The sequence below is a fragment of the Psychromarinibacter halotolerans genome (assembly GCF_029168315.1).
In the GTDB taxonomy this organism is placed as follows: Bacteria; Pseudomonadota; Alphaproteobacteria; order Rhodobacterales; family Rhodobacteraceae; genus Psychromarinibacter; species Psychromarinibacter halotolerans.
On record NZ_JARGYD010000007.1, the window covers coordinates 191363 to 208654 of the forward strand.

Consider the following 17292-nt stretch of genomic DNA (forward strand, 5'->3'; position numbering starts at 1 on the left):
ATGCGTCACATGCGGTCGGAAGCCGGCGCTAAAGGTCGTACCGCTTCAACACCTTGTCGACACGCTGGCCGTTCGCCATCCGGTAATCCGCGATCCGGCCATAGTCCTCGAACCCGCGGCTTTGGTAGTATGTCAGCCCGCTGGCGTTGTCGGCACGGATCTCGGCGTTGATCCACGCATAGCCAGCGGCGCGGCAGGCCTCTGCCGTTGCGCGAAACAGGGCAGACCCAACGCCCAGCCCGGTGCGCCCCACTTTCGCGAAGGTGGCGATCTGCGCGACATCCGGCCCCGCACCCGGGTGCGGGTCGACCCACTGGAACCCCAGCACCGTGCCGCCGTCATCCTCGGCCACATGCCAGATCGAACGCGGGTCGCGGGCCATCCAGTCCGCAAGGTCAGAGACGGTCACCGGGTCGGTGATCGCGGTCGTCCCGCCGATGGCGATGATCTCGTTCAGGATCTCGGCCATGCCTGCCGCGTCCAACGTGCCTGCGCGCCGGACGTGCAGCATCAGCTCATCGCCTTCATCAGTTGCGCGTGGCGCTGGGTGAATGCTTCGCGCACCACCTTCGGTTCCCGCAGGTGCAGCGTCAGGCCCTGCGCCTGCTCGGCTGCGGCCTTGCCGAAGAACCGGGTCGCTTCCGCTTCGCTGAACCCGGCCAGTTGAACCGCCTCAAGCCACGCGGACACCTTGTCGGCCTGCTTGATCTGGCGCTTCACCTTCACCGGGATCTGCGCGGGCAAACCGAACCGAATATGGATGGCCGCCGTCAGCCGGTCATCCAACGCGCCATAGCTGGGCCCGACCGCCGCCTTCACCGGAGAAATCATGTCCCCGATCACGTATTCCGGCGCGTCGTGCAGCAGGGCGGCAAGGCGCCATTTGACCGGCGCTTCGGGGTGCTGGCGACCGAAGATCTCTTCGACCAGCAGCGAATGCTCGGCCACGGAATAGGCGTGATCGCCCCGGGTCTGGCCGTTCCAGCGGGCAACGAAGGCAAGGCCGTGCGCGATGTCCTCGACCTCGATGTCCATCGGGGTCGGGTCCAGAAGGTCAAGCCTGCGGCCCGACAGCATCCTCTGCCAAGCGCGGTTCTGGGAAGCCATCCGTCATCCTTCGTCATGCTGGGTTCGCGGCCCGTTCCTGCCACAGCCGCGCCCGCCTATGGAAGCGGCATTCCGCCATTCATGCAGAGCTTGGTTCCGAACTTGGGAACGAAACCGCCGCGCCCGGCGTTCGACCTGCAACACCACCCGGAGACACAAGCCATGAAAATGACCGTGATCGGAGCCGTGTCCGCCTTGGGCCTGACCGCCCTTGCCACCTCGTTCAACGCGCCCGAGGCCGTGGCGCAAGAGGACGACGTCGTCTGTGCCCAACGCAATGACATCATCGAACGCCTTGGCGCGGACTTCGGAGAGAAGCCGACCGGCGGTGGCATGATGTCGCGTGAGCAGGTGCTGGAAATCTGGTCCGCCCCGGAGACCGGGACATGGACCGCGCTGATGACCTTCGCGGATGGCACAAGCTGTATCGTCGGAAGCGGAGAAAATTGGCATCAGGGCCTGCCCGATGCCGTTCCAGCAGGCACTCGGCTCTAATACCCCCTACTCCTGCCCATGAGGGCTGGTTGCTCGGGTTCCGGTACGATGCTAGAGGCATCTCGACCGGAACCACCAGGAGCCGCCCAGCATGGCAAAAGATTACATCGTCAAGGACATTTCTCTCTCCGAGTTTGGCCGCAAGGAACTCGACATCGCCGAAACCGAAATGCCGGGCCTGATGGCTCTGCGCGAGGAGTACGGCGACAGCAAGCCCTTGAAAGGCGCACGGATTGCGGGATCGCTCCACATGACGATCCAGACCGCAGTGCTGATCGAAACGCTTGTCGCGCTTGGCGCCGATGTGCGTTGGGCCTCGTGCAACATCTTCTCGACTCAGGACCACGCCGCCGCCGCGATCGCTGCTGCCGGTGTGCCGGTGTTCGCCGTGAAGGGCGAAACACTCGTCGAATACTGGGATTATTGTGACAAGATCTTCGACTTCGAAGATGGCGCCAACATGATCCTCGACGATGGCGGCGACGCCACCCTGTACATCCTGATCGGCGCGCGCGTCGAGGCCGGCGAAGACAACCTTATCGCCGTCCCGACCAGCGAAGAGGAAGAAGCCCTGTTCGCCCAGATCAAGAAGCGCATGGCCGCCAACCCCGGCTGGTTCACCAAGCAGCGCGACATGATCAAGGGCGTCTCGGAAGAGACCACCACCGGCGTGCACCGCCTGTACGAGCTGATGAAGCAGGGCCAGCTGCCGTTCCCGGCGATCAACGTCAACGACAGCGTCACCAAGTCGAAGTTCGACAACAAGTACGGCTGTAAAGAATCGCTGGTCGACGGCATCCGCCGCGCGACCGACACCATGATGGCCGGCAAGGTCGCCGTGGTCTGCGGTTATGGTGACGTGGGCAAGGGCTCTGCCGCGTCGCTGTCCGGCGCCGGCGCCCGCGTGAAGGTCACCGAAAGCGACCCGATCTGCGCGCTGCAGGCGGCAATGGACGGCTATGAGGTCGTGACGCTGGAAGACGTGATCGACAGCGCCGACATCTTCATCACCACGACCGGCAACAAGGACGTGATCCGCATCGAGCACATGCGCGCGATGAAGAACATGGCCATCGTCGGCAACATCGGCCACTTCGACAACGAGATCCAGGTCGCCCAGCTGAAGAACCACAAGTGGACCAACATCAAGGATCAGGTGGACATGATCGAGATGCCCTCGGGCAACAAGATCATCCTTCTGTCCGAAGGCCGTCTGCTGAACCTCGGCAACGCCACCGGCCACCCGTCCTTCGTGATGTCGGCCTCTTTCACCAACCAGACGCTTGCCCAGATCGAGCTTTGGACGCGCGGTGACGAGTACAAGAACGAAGTCTACGTTCTGCCCAAGCACCTGGACGAGAAGGTCGCGGCCCTGCACCTTGAGAAGGTCGGCGCCAAGCTGACCAAGCTCACGCCCGAGCAGGCCTCTTATATCGGCGTCAACGCCGACGGCCCGTTCAAGCCGGAACACTACCGCTACTGATCCGGGAATTTGCCGTTTTCCGCCGATCGCAAGATCGGCGGGAACCGGCCCCCGAAAAAGCGCCCCGCTGGCAATGGTTCGCCATTCCGCGGGGCGCTTTGCGTTCCGGGGAACGGAACCGGCGGCTCGTGCCTTGTCTGGTCATACAGTGACCAATGGAGGCACAGATGAAACTGAAGAACCTGACGATGAGCGCAGCCCTTGCAGCCCTGGTTGCCGGTGGCGCATTCGCCCAAGACACCAACACCGACGCTGACATGGCGACGGAACCGCCCGCGATGACCGAAGGCGGCGACATGGCCGACAGCGGCATGATGGACGATACCGCTGCCGAGCAGGCCCCCGTCTTCGCCAGCATCGACGAAATGACCGTCGGCGACGTCGTCGGCATGGTTGCCTATGACCCCGAAGGCGAACGGATCGCCGAGATCGACTATGTCGTCGATACCGAAGGTGCGGCCGCAGCCGTGCTTGGCATCGGTGGCTTCCTCGGCCTGGGCGAGTACACCGTGTCGATGCCGCTGGAGGAATTCGAGCTGAGCGACGACGGCACCTCGTTCAGCCTTGCGACCGACAAGGAAACCCTGAAGTCGCAGCCCGAGTTCGATGAAGCCGGCGTTGAAGGTCTGCCCGACGACACGGCGATTGCAAGCCTGATGACGGACGTGGACCCGGCGGCTGAAGACGAAGCCCCGGTCGACCAGTCGTCGGAAGTCGACCCGGTCGAGGGCGAGATGCCCGCGGTCGAGGAAGAGTCCGCCGAGACCGAGGAACTGCCGGTCGAGCAAGACGAGGAAGTCGTCGAGAACGACATGGAAGATACCTCTGACGACATGACGACCATGAACAACTGACGCGACCCCCGTGTGTCGCATCACCGAGGCGCGCCATCACTGGCGCGCCTCTTGCATGTCCGCGGTCCTTCCCCGAAGGTCCGGGCAAAAGCGAACAGGGAGGATCGGATGCGCATCATCGTCTACGGGGTAGGAGCGATTGGCGGGGTCGTCGCGGCGGCGCTGGCGCTGGCCGGACGCGAGGTTGTCGGCATCGCGCGCGGCGGGATGCTGGATGCGATCCGCAAGGACGGTCTAAGCCTGCGCAGCAGCCGTGGCGCCGAACAAGCGACCTTCGAATGCGTCGGCAGGCCTTCGGAGATCGAGTTCCGCCCGGACGACCTGATCATGCTGACCATGAAGGGTCAGGACACGGGCGCCGCCCTGCACGCCCTGCGGGATGCTGGGGTGCGCGAACAGGCGATCTTCTGCTGCCAGAACGGCACCGAGAACGAGCGTCAGGCGCTTCGGCTGTTTCCGAACGTGCACGGCGTCACCGTCATGATGCCCGCAACCTACATTCAGCCGGGCCGCGTGGCGATCTTTGTCGAACCCCGGTTCGGCATGTTCGACATCGGCCGCTATCCGGGCGGCATCGACGACGCGGACCGCGCCTTTGCCGAGGCGCTGGAAGCCGCCAACGTAGCCGCCTTCCCGATGGAAGACGTCATGACCTCGAAATTCGGCAAGCTGATCCTCAACCTCGGGAACATCGTGCAGGCGGCCGCCGGAACCGGCGTCGACACCAGCGCGATCTCGAAGCGCGCGCGCGAGGAAGGCCGCGCCGTGCTGGACGGCGCCGGCATTGCCTATCTCGACATCGGCGACAACGACCCCCGGCGTGACGAATACATGCGGTCGGTCAAGCTGGAGGGCGAGACCTATGTCGGCGGCTCTACGACGCAAAGTCTGACGCGCGGGACGGGCACGGTCGAGACCGATTACCTGAACGGAGAGATCTCGCTTATCGGGCGGCTGCACGGCATCCCGACCCCGATCAACGACCGGCTGACCGTCCTGTCCGCCGAGCTTGTCGGCGGCGGGAAGGGCGCTGGCTCGATGTCGCTAGAGGAACTGGAGGCCTATATCCAAGGCTGAAAGTGTGGAAGGTTTTTCCTTTCCGCACGCAACATTCATGTCTAACCTTAACTTGCATTAACGGGTCGGAAACAATCTGGCCGACCCAAGAACCCGCGAGAGAGGGACCTATGGGAAAACGTGACGAACTTATTGAGAAATACGCCGAAGACCTGAAGGAAAAGTGCGGCATGTCGCCAGACATGGACCTGCTGACCAAGGTCACCATCGGATGCGGTCCCTCGATCTACGACGACGACGCCTCGACCGTCGCTTCCAGTCAGGAAAGCGAGCTTGAGACCGTGAAAGAGAACTTCCTGATGAAGAAACTTGGCCTGCCGGATGGCCCCGAGCTGATGGCCGGGATCGAGAAAGCGGTCGAAACCTACGGCAAGTCGGAACGCAACAAGTACCGCGCCGTGTTCTACTATCTGCTGGTCAAGCACTTCGGCAAGGAATCCGTCTACGGCTGACCCCGGCTTTTGACCCCATGCTTTGACATTGGTCTTGCGGCCGGCGCAGACGTCGCCGGCCGCCCGTCGCCCGCCCGGAATGGCGAGCATTTCCATCGAATTAAGCATAGCTTCCGCTTGCTTCGCGGAGACGGTCCGCGCATGGTCCGCGCAAGACCGATCAGAAGGATCGGGACCTATCCGATGCACGCGGGGTGCCCCATCAGGGGTGTGAGGCGCGTGGGAAGACGGAGGGTCTCGACCTTGGTCGGGACCCTCCGCGATTTTCTGGACACTGTGAAACGATGGGCCGCGCCGGCCCGGCGCCAGCCTTCCGTTCATCCGGCCTAGTGGAAGATGCCGAGGACAAACCCCATAAGCGTCATGCCGCCCGCCGGATAGACACCGTCCATCCAGATCAGCGACCGCGACTTCTGCCCGAACAGGACGTTGGTCGCGATCCAAGGCGCAGCGATGAACAACCCAAGGCCAAGCCCGGTCACCGCCGCCTTGCCGACGCCGTCGATCCCCGACATCGCTAGAACGTGCCGGGTCATGCCAGCCACCACGAGGCAGCACAGGAAGCTGCCGATGTAGGGCAGCGGGTTGGACCGGTCTATCGTCTGGTCGGTCAAACCCTGCGCGTCCATCCAGCGCGTTCCGATCATGCCGTACCAGACGGCCCCGAACACCCACGCGGCCGCCGCCGCGAGTATGACACTGATGATACCCATTCGCTTCTCCCTGCTTGCTTGGATCGAGTATGACGCAGGGCCTGCGGTCGGGCTACTGCAAGCTTAGGGGTCGATGCCCGCCATCTCGCAAACGGCCTTCCACTCGGCCTCGGTCACGGGCTGCACAGACAGGCGGGAATTGTTGACCAGCACCATGTCCTCAAGGCGCGGGTTGTCCTTGATGTCGGCCAGCGTAACCGGCGTGGCGACCGGTTTGACCGCCTTGATGTCCACGCACTCCCACCGGTCATCGTCGGTCGTACTGTCGGGGTGACATTCGGCGCAGACCTCGACGATGCCGACGACGGCTTTTTCCTTCTGTGAATGGTAGAAGAACCCGCGATCGCCCAGCTTCATCTCGCGCATGAAATTGCGGGCTTGGTAGTTGCGCACGCCATCCCATTCCTCGCCCGCGTCACCCTTGGCGACCTGATCGTCCCACGACCACGTGGAGGGTTCCGATTTGAAAAGCCAATAGGCCATTGTGCGTCTCCCGCAGTCGTTGCGATACCGGCAATGTCTAGAAAATGCAGGCCCGTCGGGCAAGCGACCTGAAGCGGCCTGTCCGGCTTACTCTGGGCGCAGCGGGCGTGTCAGCAGACCGTCGGCGGCCTGTTCGACCGTCACCGAACCGTCCAGAACCGCCGCGATGGCGGTGGTGATCGGCATCTCCAGCCCCTCGCGCGCGGCAAGCGTCGATACGGCGCGCGCGGTCGCGATCCCTTCGGTCGTGGCCAGCGTCTCCGCCTTGCCCGCCTGCCCTAGGCGCAAGCCGTATGCATAGTTTCGGGACTTCTCGGACGTGCAGGTCAGGACCAGATCACCCAGCCCCGACAGCCCCGCCAAAGTCTCGCGCTGCGCGCCGCGCGCCATCGCAAGGCGCAGGATCTCGGCATAGCCGCGCGTCATCAGCGCGGCGCGCGCGCTTTCGCCAAGCCCCGCCCCGATGGCCATGCCGCAGGCGATGGCGATCACGTTCTTCAGCGCCCCGCCCAGCTCGACACCTGCCATGTCCGTGCTGCGATACAGGCGCAGGACCGCCGTCGAAAGACGTTCCTGCATCGCCCGCGCCGCCGTCTCGTCGGCGGACGCCAGCGTCAGTGCGGTGGGAAGGCCGTTCGCGATGTCGACGGCAAAGCTGGGCCCCGACAGCAGCGCAGGCACCGCGTCGGGCGCGGCCGCCGCGATCAAGCCGGACGGACCAAGCCCGGTCGCAAGGTCGACGCCCTTGCAGCACGCAACCAGCCGCTTGCCGCGCCAAAGATCGGGGGTGGCCTTCAGGAAGTCCGACAGAGACTGCATCGGGACGGACAGCAAAAGACAGTCCGCTTCAGCGGCATGAGCAAGATCGGACACGGGCTCGACAGAGTCCGGCAGGGTTACACCCGGCAGCCGTTCGGCGTTCTCGCGCGTCTCGGCCATCGCGCGGACCTGTCCGGCGTCACGAGCCCAAAGGCGCACCGGGTCTCCATCCCGCGCCAAGGCCACGGCCAATGCGGTGCCGAACGCACCGGCCCCCAGAACTGCAACGCTCATGCCTTGGCCCCCCTCTTGCCGCTGCCCAGCATCGGCGCGCTGGACTGGTCCAGCGGCCATCGCGGGCGCGCGGACAGCGTCATGTCGTCAACACGGCCCGCGCGGAACAGTTCCAGCCCGGCCCATGCGATCATCGCGGCATTGTCGGTGCACAGCGCCAGCGGCGGCGCGGAGAACCCGGCGCCAGCTGTCTCGGCAACGGATTGCAGCGCCGTGCGGATCGTGCCGTTCGCCGCAACGCCGCCCGCGACGGACAGCATCGGAACGGCGGGCGCCTCGTTCAGGTAGACTGCCAGCGCACGACGGGTCTTTTCCGCCAGCACGTCGGCCACGGCGGCCTGAAACCCGGCACACAGGTCGGCGCGGTCCTGCACCGTCAGCCCGCCCTTTTCCCCAACCAGCGCGTCCCGCGCCCGCAGAAGCGCGGTCTTGAGCCCGGAGAAGCTCATGTCGCAGCCCGGTCGGTCCAGCAGGGGACGCGGGAAGGCAAAACGGCGGGGGTCGCCGTTCTTGGCCTCTGCCTCGACCGAGGGGCCGCCGGGCTGCGGCAGGCCCAGAAGCTTGGCGGTCTTGTCGAAGGCTTCGCCCGGGGCATCGTCGATGGTCCCGCCAAGACGGCTGTAATCCTCGGGCCCGCGCACCAGAAGGAACTGGCAGTGCCCCCCCGACACCAGAAGCATCAGGTAGGGAAACGCCAGCCCGTCGGTCAGCCGGGGCGTCAGCGCATGGCCCGCAAGATGGTTGACCCCCACCAGCGGCAGGCCGGTGCCGGCGGACAGTCCCTTGGCGCACATCACCCCGGCCAGCACGCCGCCGATCAGGCCCGGCCCGGCGGTGACGGCGATCACATCGACCGTATCCAACGTCACGCCCGCCGCGTCCAAGGCCTGCTCGACGCAAAGGTCCAGTTTCTCGGTATGGGCGCGCGCGGCGATCTCGGGGACAACGCCGCCGAAGGCCGCGTGCAGGTCGCCCTGCCCGGCCACCACGTTCGACAGGATCTCTGCCGCCGCGCCGTCTGCATGGCGGATCACCGCCGCGCCGGTGTCGTCGCAGCTGCTTTCCAGTCCCAGCACCGTCAGCGTCTTGGTCATCCGTCAGCCATGTTGCGTGAATACCGGACGGCAGGTAACACCTGCCCATGCGTCCTACAATCCCGGCGAACCGCCCGTGACCACGCTGCTTCTGACCCGGCCGCTTCCGCAGTCCGAACGCTTCGCCGAGTTGATCGGGGAAACGCTTCCCGATCTGCGCGTCGTCATCTCGCCGGTTCTGCGGATCGTTCGCGTCGAAACCCCGGACCTGCGCGACGGCGAGGACATCGTCCTGACGTCTGCCAGCGCGCTTGACGTCATCGACACGGCGCCGCTGGTCGGTCGGACGGCCTATTGCGTCGGCGACCGGACCGCTGCGGCGGCTAAGGCTGCTGGCCTGCACGCCGTATCCGCCGACGGAGATGCCGACGCGCTGGTCCGCGTGATCCGGTCTGCGCCACCCGGCGGCGGTCTGGTCCACCTGCGTGGCCGACACGGGCGCGGCGATGTGGCCGACAGGCTTGCGGCAACCGGACTGACAGTGCGCGAGGTTGTTGTCTACGACCAGCAGCCCGTGCCTCTATCCCCCGAAGCCCGAGGTCTGCTTGACGGCACCGAGCCTGTCATCCTGCCCTTGTTTTCGCCCCGCAGCGCCGCCCTGCTGTCCGAAGCGGTGCCCGACCCCGCTGCGCCGACGGCGATCGTCGCGATCAGCGACGCGGCGGCAAAAGCGTGGAACGGCGCCGCCCCCGCGCGGCGTGTCGTCGCGGGACGGCCCAACGCACAGGCAGTCTTGGACGCGATCAGAACAATCTGCGCAGAATGGCCGGGTTGAGACCGACCCGACAGCGCACTAGTTTGACTTTGCGATAGGCGCCCGGCAATCCGGTCGCACAACGGAAGGGGGCTGCACCAGGTGGCTAAGACACCAAAGAAGGGCGACACGAACGCCGTTTCCAAGCCGGGGACCGAGATCGAGCCGAAAACCGGATCGAAATCGAAACCCGACCCGAAGCCTGCCTCTGCGACGACGCCACCGGCGTCCGGTCCGGCAATCGGCTCCGAAGCTGAGTCGCGGATCGCACAGGACTCGCCCGGCAAGTCCCCGGACACGTCCACGGCACCGGCAAAGCCGGACGCGGCACCCGCTGCGCCCGCGAAAGCCGCGCCGACGTCCAAGACCGTGCCCACCACGGCATCCGCCACGCCGAACCCAAAGACCGCCCCCGCGGCTTCAGCGAAGTCGGACACGGCCAAGCCAGCGCCGAAGCCTGAAACGAAGCGCGAAAGCAAGACCAGCGACAGCGCCGCGATCAAAGACGCGGCGGACACCCCGCCCACCGCCGGGATCAAGCCCGATGCCGCCAAGCCCGTCGACGCCGCACCGCGCCCCGAGCCGCAGCCCGCGCAGTCCGGGGTCGGCGGAATGCTGATCGGCGGCGTTCTCGCCGCGCTGATCGGCGCCGCTGTCATCGTGTTCGCGCAGGCGCTTGGCCTTGTGTCCTTCGGCGGCGCCGACGAAGAAACACTCGCCCGCATCGACCAGCTTGAAGCAGAGCTTGCCGACGCCCAATCCGCCCTGTCGACCGCGCAGGACGAAGTTGCCGCACTGGCAGAGGCCGAACCGGACCTGTCGGCGGTCACCGACCAGATGGACAGCCTGCGCACCGACCTTGATGCCCTGTCCGGGACGCTGGACGACACCAACCAGCGCCTGTCGGACGTCGCCGTGCAGCAGATCCCCGAAGCTGAACTGCCAGCAGCGATCTCTGCCGCTTACGACGAGCAGCTCGGCGACCTGCTGGCCACGATCGACGGCCGCTTCGAAGACATGCAGGGGGCTCTGGACGAGCGTCTGGCCGAACTGGACGCGACCCGCTCGGCCGCGTCCGAGGCCGAGGCCGCCGCTATCGCCGCCGCTCAGCTGGCCGAAGCCCGCGCCGCGTTCTCGGTCGTCAGCACCGCGCTGGAGACCGGCAACGCCTATGCCGAACCGCTGCAGCAGGTCGCCGAACTGTCGGGCGCAGAGGTCCCCGACCCCCTGTCGGCCCATGCAGAGGACGGCATTCCCACGCTTGACGCGCTGCAGGACAGCTTCCCCGACGCCGCCCGCGCGGCCCTGACCGTATCGTCGCGCAGCGCCGCCGAAGACGGCGAACTCAGCGCCTTCCAAGCCTTCCTGCGCACGCAGGTCGGCGCCCGGTCGCTGGAACCCCGCGAGGGCAACGACCCCGACGCGATCCTGTCGCGGGCCGAGGCGGCGGTTGCCGCTGCCGATCTGGACACGGCGCTGACGGAACTGCAGGCCCTGCCCCAAGAGGGTCAGGACGCGATGTCCGAGTGGGCCGCTCAAGCCACCGTGCGGCGCGACGTGCTGGCGGCGGCCGAGCAGCTTTCAGAACAACTGACAACGAATTGAGGACGACGGAATGCTTTGGTCTCTTGTAAAGGTCGTCCTGTTCGTCGCGCTGATCGCCGCGGCCACGCTGGGTGCCGGCTATCTGATGGAAACCGACGGCGGTATCCGCGTCTCGGTCGCCAACACGGAATTCAACCTCGGTCCGCTTCAGGCGGTCATCGCGATGATCCTGCTGGTGGTCGTGGTCTGGCTGTTCATCAAGCTGGTGGGCTTCCTTGTCGCCTGCCTGCGCTTCCTGAACGGCGACGAAACCGCCATCTCGCGGTATTTCGCGCGCAACCGTGAACGCAAAGGCTTTCAGGCGCTGGCAGACGGCATGATGGCGCTGGCATCGGGTGAGGGTCGCGTGGCGATGGCCAAGGCGCAGAAGGCGGAAAAGTACCTGCACCGCCCGGAACTGACCAACCTTCTGACCGCGCAGGCGGCGGAACTGGCGGGTGACCGGCGCAAGGCCGAGGAAACCTACAAGCTGCTGCTGTCGGACGACCGAACCCGTTTCGTCGGCGTGCGCGGCATCATGAAACAGAAGCTGGCCGAGGGCCAAACCGACACCGCGCTGAAACTGGCCGAGAAGGCCTTCGCCCTGAAGCCCAAGCACGAAGAGGTGCAGGACATCCTGCTGCGCTTGCAGGCCGAGAAAGGCGACTGGTCCGGCGCCCGTCACACGCTGGGCGCCAAGCTGAAGCACGGCAGCCTGCCGCGTGACGTGTTCCGCCGCCGCGATGCGGTGCTGGCCCTGTCCGAGGCGAAGGACGTGCTGGACGAGGATAAAAGCGTCGAATCGCGCGAGGCCGCGATCGAGGCGAACCGCCTGTCGCCCGACCTGATCCCCGCCGCCGTGCTGGCCGCGCAGGGCTATATCGACCAGAACAAGCCGCGCTATGCCGCGCGCGTCCTCAAGAAAGCGTGGGAAGTGCAGCCGCACCCCGACCTCGCCGCCGCTTTCGCCGAGATCGCCCCGGACGAGACGCCGCAGGAACGCATCAAGCGGTTCCAGACCCTGACCAAGCTGAAGCCAGACCATCCCGAAACGCGGATGCTTCTGGCGGAACTGAACCTTGCCGCCGAGGATTTCCCGGCCGCCCGGCGCGCCCTTGGCGATCTGGCGCAGTCGGACCCCACCGCGCGGTCGCTGGCGATCATGGCCGCCGTGGAACGGGGCGAGGGGGCCGACGAATCCGTCGTGCGCGCCTATCTGGCGCGGGCCCTGACGGCATCGCGCGGGCCGCAGTGGGTTTGCGACAACTGCCAGTCGATCCACGCCCACTGGGCGCCGGTCTGCTCGAACTGCTCGGCCTTCGACACCCTGTCGTGGCGCGTCCCGGCCGAGGGCGAGGTTGCGATGCCCGGTTCGACCGGGATGCTGCCGCTGATCGTCGGCAAGCCCAACCAGCCCGCCAACGTCCCGGCAACAGTCGCGGACGCCGAGGTCGCCGACCCGGTCGCCCCGCCCGTTGCAGACGCGCCGGACAGCCCGGCGCCCGCCCCGTCGCAGGACGCGGAAGCCACTAAAACGGCCGAAGTCTCGGACGCGGAAATCGTCGAGGACGACGCCGACAAAAAACCTTGATTTTGGGGCTACACTTGCGCGGCGGGCGGTGCTAAACGGCCCGCCAGTGGCCGCTGTAGCTCAGCTGGTAGAGCACGTCATTCGTAATGATGGGGTCGGGGGTTCGAGTCCCTTCAGCGGCACCACTAACCTTCCCAGACATCCCGCCCGGACGTACCAGGCAACACCTGTCAGCTGTCGCATGACTGGTCCGGCGCGAGGCAAAGGTTCACCGCCCGGTCGCCCTAAGGACGACTCCGGCGGTCCTCAGCAGGATCAGCAGATCCTGGCGCAGCGACAGCGATACGAAGTATTGCGTGTCATAGTCCGCACGCGCCGCGAAGCTGGTGGCGTTGCGGTCCGACACCTGCCAGTTGCCGGTGATGCCGGGGCGCAGGCGGGTGTAGGCCCGTCCGGGGTACAGGCTTTTCTGGCAGGTCATCATCGGACGCGGGCCGACGATGGACATGTCGCCGCGCAGGACGTTCCACAGTTGCGGCAGCTCGTCCAGCGACAGGCGACGCATCGCGTGCCCGAACCGGGTGATGCGGGGATCATGGTCCAGCTTTTGCTTCGTCTCCCACTCCGCCCGGGCATCGGGGTTCTCGGCAAGGTAGGCGTCCAGTTTCGCCTCGGCATCGGGGACCATGGTGCGGATCTTGAGCATGTGGAACACGCGTCCATTCCGGCCGACGCGGGGCTGCACGTAGAACGGGTTGCGCCCGTCACTTGCCGCCAGCGCCGCAAGGCACGCAATCAGCCCGAAGGCGAAGGGCGCGAAAAGAAGCACAAGCGTTAGATCGAGCACACGCTTGCCGACAAAACGATACAGCCGCGCGGACAGCCGGCGGACAGCACCGAACCCCGAGCGTGAAGTATTCCCGAACTCACGCGAGACTACATCATGAAACGTGTTGTGATTTTGAACAGTCAAACTCGCACCCATCAATCTTAAAAGCAGCAGAACACTCGTCACTCAACCATAGCGATTAGTTAATGACTGATTAACCATCGGATCGGCCATGATTTCGCCTTGGAGATACCACAATCGACCCACGCTGTATGCAGTTTTAGCGAAACTTTTACTAAGTTTTCCGCAACCTTATATTAACCATCGGCCGCTAGCGCGCAGTTTCATCAGGATGCAGAATCGCAACACACGACGCCCGATTCGGCAGTTTTTCGCCGATTCAAGCCGTAATCCGCCGATTTACCGCAGGTCCGTTCGCACTTTGGAAACAAAGTGGTAAGCGTCCCGCCATTGATCCAGCGGACAATGGCATGGCGCGTATTAAGCTTTATACCGATTTTTTCAGGTTCGAGGATAACCCATTCACGCTCGTCCCCGATCCGGAGTTCCTGTACTGGTCGCCGCAGCACCAAGAAGCCTTCGCGATCTTTGAATTCGGCCTCATGTCGCTTGCACCGATCACGCTTCTAACCGGCGAAATCGGCGCCGGGAAGACAACCCTTGTTCAGGCAATGCTTCCGCGACTCGGCCCGGACGTGACCGTCGGTCTGGTGTCCAACGCGCAGGGCGACCGGGGCGAGTTGCTGCAATGGATCCTTTACGCACTGGGAGAGCCCTGCGGGTCCGGCGCCAGCCATGTTCAGACGTTCGAAAGACTGCAGGACGTCATCCTGCGGGAATACGCGGCCGGCCGCAGGATCGTCCTGATCTTCGACGAGGCGCAGAACCTGTCCGAGGACGGGTTGGAAGAACTGCGGATGCTGACCAACCTGAACTCTCGCAAGGACGTTCTTGTACAGTTGGTGCTGGTCGGACAGCCAGAGCTTCGCGACATGATCAACCGCCCCGGAATGCATCAACTGCTTCAACGCGTGGCTGCCAGCTATCACCTGAAGAAGCTCGATAAAGGCTATGCCGCCGATTACATCCGGCACCGCGTCCGGGTTGCGGGCGGTACCGGAGACGAGTTCACGGATAGTGCCTGCGACGCGATCTACAACGCGACGAAGGGTGTACCACGCCTGTTGAACCAGCTTTGCGAGTTCACACTGCTATACGCCTGGGCCGGCAAGGTCCGGCGCGTCGATGGCGAGACGGTGGGTGACGTGCTTGCGGACGGCGTGTTCTTTCGAGGGCACGACCCCGAGTACGAATCCGCGTTCGCCAGACTATCGCCACGGCCGCCATTCTCGGGGGCGTCGCCCGTGGTTTGACACGCCGCCCGGCGCGTCGGTTCAGTCGTCCGGAGGCGTGACAGACGCGCCGGCAAGGAAGGTGCACCCTTGCAGAACGGTCTGAACCGGCGCGTCCGGCGTGGCGATGCGCCGCCGCAACAAGCGGACCGCCTCACGCCCCATTTCCCGCCGATCGACATCAAGGGTGGTCAGCCGCGGCGTCGCCATCTGGCTCCAGCCGATGTTGTCGAACCCGGTGACGGAAAAATCGTCCGGCACCTTCAGTCCTGCCTCCCACGCGGCCTGCAGAACGCCCAGCGCCATCAGGTCGTTGGCGCAGACCGCCGCCGTCCATTCAGGCTTGCCGTGCGTCGTGAAGAACCGGCGGAAGTACTCGTAGGCCGTTTCCTCGCGGTCGTAGGTGATGTTGATCACCTCTGCGTCCACCTCGGGGTGCTCGGCCATCACATCGCGGAACGCGGCAAGCCGCTGCTTCGGGTTGTGACGCAGGTTGCCGACAAGGAAGGCGATCTTGCGATGCCCGGCGGCGATGACGTGCTTTGTCATCATCGCGGACCCCGAATAGTTGTCGGGCAGGATCGAGTCGAACCGCATCATTGGGTCGATGTTGTTGACGAGCACCATCGTGCCCTCGTTCAAGAAATACTCGGACAGGTCGTCAGGCACATCCGCGTAGAACAGGATCGCGTTGCGGGTCTGGTGGTCGTCCATGATGCCGCGGACGCGGTCCAGCGTGATGTCCGCCTCGGGCATCAGGTAGGGGAAGATGTCGACGTCAAGCTCGGTCGCCGCGTCCTTCACCCCGTCGAAATTCTCTTGAAACACCTGATGCAGACCGCCCGTGACCGGGTGCATCGGCAGGAAAACCGCCACCCGCTCGGACGCCAGCGCCTCGGGCAGGGAATAGCCCATGCTGCTGGCGATCTTAAGGATGCGGGCGCGCACCTCGGGGCGGGTCCCCGGCGCGCCGGACAGGGCGCGGGATACCGTGCTGATGCTCACCTCGGCGCGCCGGGCGATGTCCGCCTGATTGATCTTTCGCGGCGCAGCGGCGTCCTTTTCGCGGATATCGCTCATCGGTGTGCGTCCTCCCTAGGATCGGCGGCCGATGTGTGCGGGAGCCGGAAAATTTGCAACCCGCCACGCCACCAAACTCATACCATCCTCATTGAATCACGGGCCGTTCCGTACTGCCGAAGCAGGACACCAAGGATCACAAGCATCCCAAGGCTGCCACCGGCGAACACCCAGCCCAGCCCCACCCGGTCGGCCAGCACGCCCATCGCCATCGCGCCCAGCGCAGGACCGGCGCGAAAGGTCATGCCGAACAGGCTCATGATCCGGCCACGCATGTTGGCGGGGGCAGACACCTGCATCATCGTCTGCGCCGAAACGCCGCCCGCCGCGATGGCGCCCCCGAACAGGACAGAGAACGCGATCGCCGCCGTCGCGGATTGCGACAGGGCCAGCCCAATGCCCCCGACTACGGCAAGCCCGGCGCCGACGTAGGACAGCCGCACAAGCCCGTTGACGCCGCCCATCATGTTCGCAAGCCCGGCAAGGATCGCACCAAGCCCCATCGCCGAACTCAGCCGCGCCAGCATCTCGGCGTCCCCGGACAGCGTGACATCCGCCAATTCGGGCAACAGTTCCCCGATCGGGCGCAGCAGGAAGGCCGCCGCCACGAACAGCGCAAAGATCGGTCCCGACCCCGGCGCGGTCACGACATGACGAAAGGCGGACCACATCCCGGCAAGGACAGAACCAGAGCCGGTCATCCGGTCCAGCGGCGCGAACCGGACAAGCGCGAAGCCAAGCCACGACAGGCCCATCAGCGCCGCGGTTACCCAGAAGGCCAGCGACACACCCGACATCGCCAGCAGGACACCCGCGATGGCCGGGCCGATGAAGCGGGCAACGTTGAACAGGATCGAGTGCAGAGAGATCGCGGTGCCAAGCTGCGGCCGGGCGCAGACCCCGGTGATCGCGGCGTGGGCGGCGGGCTGGACAAAGCCGGTGACGACGCCGTTGGCCGCCATCATGGCGGTCAGCACCCAGATCCCCAGCGCATCCTGTCCCGCAAGGAACGCCATGGCGCAGAACAGGACCGTGGCCGCGCCGTAGCAGGCCAGCAGCACGCGCCGCACCTCGATCCGGTCGGCCAGCACCCCGGCCCACGGCCCGGTCAGCAAGGCGGGCAGCATGTCGGCGGCCACCACAACCCCGACCCAGCTGCTTTGCCCGGTCAGCGCCCACGCATGCCAGCCGCTGATGGTGCGCAGCATCCAGTACGAAAGCTGCGTGGCGATGTTCCCGGCCGTGTAGATGTCGAAATTGACGTCTCCGCCAAGCACCCGCAGATCGTGCATCACGGGCATGGACGCCCTCCGTCCGTCACGGGCGAAAG

Annotated in this window: 18 protein-coding genes and 1 tRNA gene; 10 read left to right on the forward strand and 9 right to left on the reverse strand. The window is 65.4% G+C overall.

Annotation, left to right across the window (positions count from 1 at the left end; genetic code table 11):
• Positions 1-28: 28 nt before the first annotated feature.
• Both P1K30_RS17705 and P1K30_RS17710 read right to left on the reverse strand, forming a co-directional pair.
• Positions 29-511 (reverse strand): GNAT family N-acetyltransferase, encoded by a 483-nt coding sequence (locus P1K30_RS17705; protein WP_275634094.1) that lies wholly within the window; start codon positions 509-511, stop codon positions 29-31.
• Positions 511-1107 (reverse strand): HD family hydrolase, encoded by a 597-nt coding sequence (locus P1K30_RS17710; RefSeq protein ID WP_275634095.1) that lies wholly within the window; start codon positions 1105-1107, stop codon positions 511-513. The genes P1K30_RS17705 and P1K30_RS17710 overlap by 1 nt, the downstream gene beginning before the upstream one ends.
• A 162-nt stretch (positions 1108-1269) precedes the next feature.
• Between P1K30_RS17710 and P1K30_RS17715 the strand changes: the two genes are divergently transcribed.
• The 5 genes from P1K30_RS17715 to P1K30_RS17735 all read left to right on the forward strand — a co-directional run bounded on the left by P1K30_RS17715 (position 1270) and on the right by P1K30_RS17735 (position 5468).
• Complete coding sequence (locus P1K30_RS17715; RefSeq protein WP_275634096.1) at positions 1270-1602, forward strand: hypothetical protein; 333 nt, start codon at positions 1270-1272, stop codon at positions 1600-1602.
• 91 nt (positions 1603-1693) lie between these two features.
• Positions 1694-3085, forward strand: coding sequence for an adenosylhomocysteinase (gene ahcY, locus P1K30_RS17720; protein WP_275634097.1), 1392 nt, complete (start codon positions 1694-1696; stop codon positions 3083-3085).
• A gap of 167 nt (positions 3086-3252) precedes the next feature.
• Positions 3253-3939, forward strand: coding sequence for a hypothetical protein (locus P1K30_RS17725; protein ID WP_275634098.1), 687 nt, complete (start codon positions 3253-3255; stop codon positions 3937-3939).
• A gap of 108 nt (positions 3940-4047) precedes the next feature.
• The gene (locus tag P1K30_RS17730; RefSeq protein WP_275634099.1) at positions 4048-5016 is read left to right on the forward strand and encodes a ketopantoate reductase family protein; all 969 of its coding nucleotides are present in this window, start codon (positions 4048-4050) and stop codon (positions 5014-5016) included.
• Positions 5017-5126: 110 nt separating this feature from the next.
• Positions 5127-5468, forward strand: coding sequence for a DUF2853 family protein (locus P1K30_RS17735; protein ID WP_275634100.1), 342 nt, complete (start codon positions 5127-5129; stop codon positions 5466-5468).
• Positions 5469-5794: 326 nt separating this feature from the next.
• Here the strand turns inward: P1K30_RS17735 and P1K30_RS17740 are convergent, their stop codons facing one another.
• The 4 genes from P1K30_RS17740 to tsaD all read right to left on the reverse strand — a co-directional run bounded on the left by P1K30_RS17740 (position 5795) and on the right by tsaD (position 8811).
• Entirely contained in the window at positions 5795-6181 is a 387-nt protein-coding gene (locus tag P1K30_RS17740) for a DUF1761 domain-containing protein (RefSeq protein ID WP_275634101.1), read from the reverse strand.
• A gap of 63 nt (positions 6182-6244) precedes the next feature.
• Positions 6245-6664, reverse strand: a complete 420-nt coding sequence (locus tag P1K30_RS17745; protein WP_275634102.1) for an EVE domain-containing protein — start codon at positions 6662-6664, stop codon at positions 6245-6247.
• 87 nt (positions 6665-6751) lie between these two features.
• A complete protein-coding gene (locus P1K30_RS17750) occupies positions 6752-7717 on the reverse strand; it encodes an NAD(P)H-dependent glycerol-3-phosphate dehydrogenase (RefSeq protein ID WP_275634103.1) in 966 nt (321 codons plus the stop codon).
• Positions 7714-8811: a tRNA (adenosine(37)-N6)-threonylcarbamoyltransferase complex transferase subunit TsaD gene (gene tsaD / locus P1K30_RS17755; RefSeq protein WP_275634104.1), complete on the reverse strand. Its 1098-nt coding sequence runs from the start codon at positions 8809-8811 to the stop codon at positions 7714-7716. Before tsaD ends, P1K30_RS17750 begins: the two co-directional genes overlap by 4 nt.
• A gap of 76 nt (positions 8812-8887) precedes the next feature.
• Between tsaD and P1K30_RS17760 the strand changes: the two genes are divergently transcribed.
• The 4 genes from P1K30_RS17760 (at position 8888) to P1K30_RS17775 (ending at position 12865) form a co-directional block, all read left to right on the forward strand.
• A complete protein-coding gene (locus P1K30_RS17760; RefSeq protein WP_275634105.1) occupies positions 8888-9586 on the forward strand; it encodes a uroporphyrinogen-III synthase in 699 nt (232 codons plus the stop codon).
• Positions 9587-9667: 81 nt separating this feature from the next.
• A complete protein-coding gene (locus P1K30_RS17765) occupies positions 9668-11170 on the forward strand; it encodes a hypothetical protein (RefSeq protein ID WP_275634106.1) in 1503 nt (500 codons plus the stop codon).
• A 10-nt stretch (positions 11171-11180) separates the two neighbouring features.
• Positions 11181-12740 carry a heme biosynthesis protein HemY gene (locus tag P1K30_RS17770; RefSeq protein WP_275634107.1) on the forward strand — a complete coding sequence of 520 codons (1560 nt, stop codon included), beginning with the start codon at positions 11181-11183 and terminating at the stop codon, positions 12738-12740.
• Between the two features lie 49 nt (positions 12741-12789).
• Positions 12790-12865, forward strand: a tRNA-Thr gene (locus tag P1K30_RS17775).
• A gap of 83 nt (positions 12866-12948) precedes the next feature.
• Here the strand turns inward: P1K30_RS17775 and P1K30_RS17780 are convergent.
• Positions 12949-13527 carry a sugar transferase gene (locus P1K30_RS17780; protein ID WP_275634108.1) on the reverse strand — a complete coding sequence of 193 codons (579 nt, stop codon included), beginning with the start codon at positions 13525-13527 and terminating at the stop codon, positions 12949-12951.
• 473 nt (positions 13528-14000) lie between these two features.
• Here P1K30_RS17780 and P1K30_RS17785 point away from each other — a divergent pair, with 473 nt between their 5' ends.
• Entirely contained in the window at positions 14001-14903 is a 903-nt protein-coding gene (locus P1K30_RS17785) for an ExeA family protein (RefSeq protein ID WP_275634109.1), read from the forward strand.
• 21 nt (positions 14904-14924) lie between these two features.
• On the opposite strand, the gene P1K30_RS17790 is transcribed toward P1K30_RS17785, so the two are convergent.
• Positions 14925-15962 (reverse strand): LacI family DNA-binding transcriptional regulator, encoded by a 1038-nt coding sequence (locus P1K30_RS17790; RefSeq protein WP_275634110.1) that lies wholly within the window; start codon positions 15960-15962, stop codon positions 14925-14927.
• A gap of 77 nt (positions 15963-16039) precedes the next feature.
• Positions 16040-17263, reverse strand: coding sequence for an MFS transporter (locus P1K30_RS17795; protein ID WP_275634111.1), 1224 nt, complete (start codon positions 17261-17263; stop codon positions 16040-16042).
• Positions 17264-17292 lie beyond the last annotated feature (29 nt).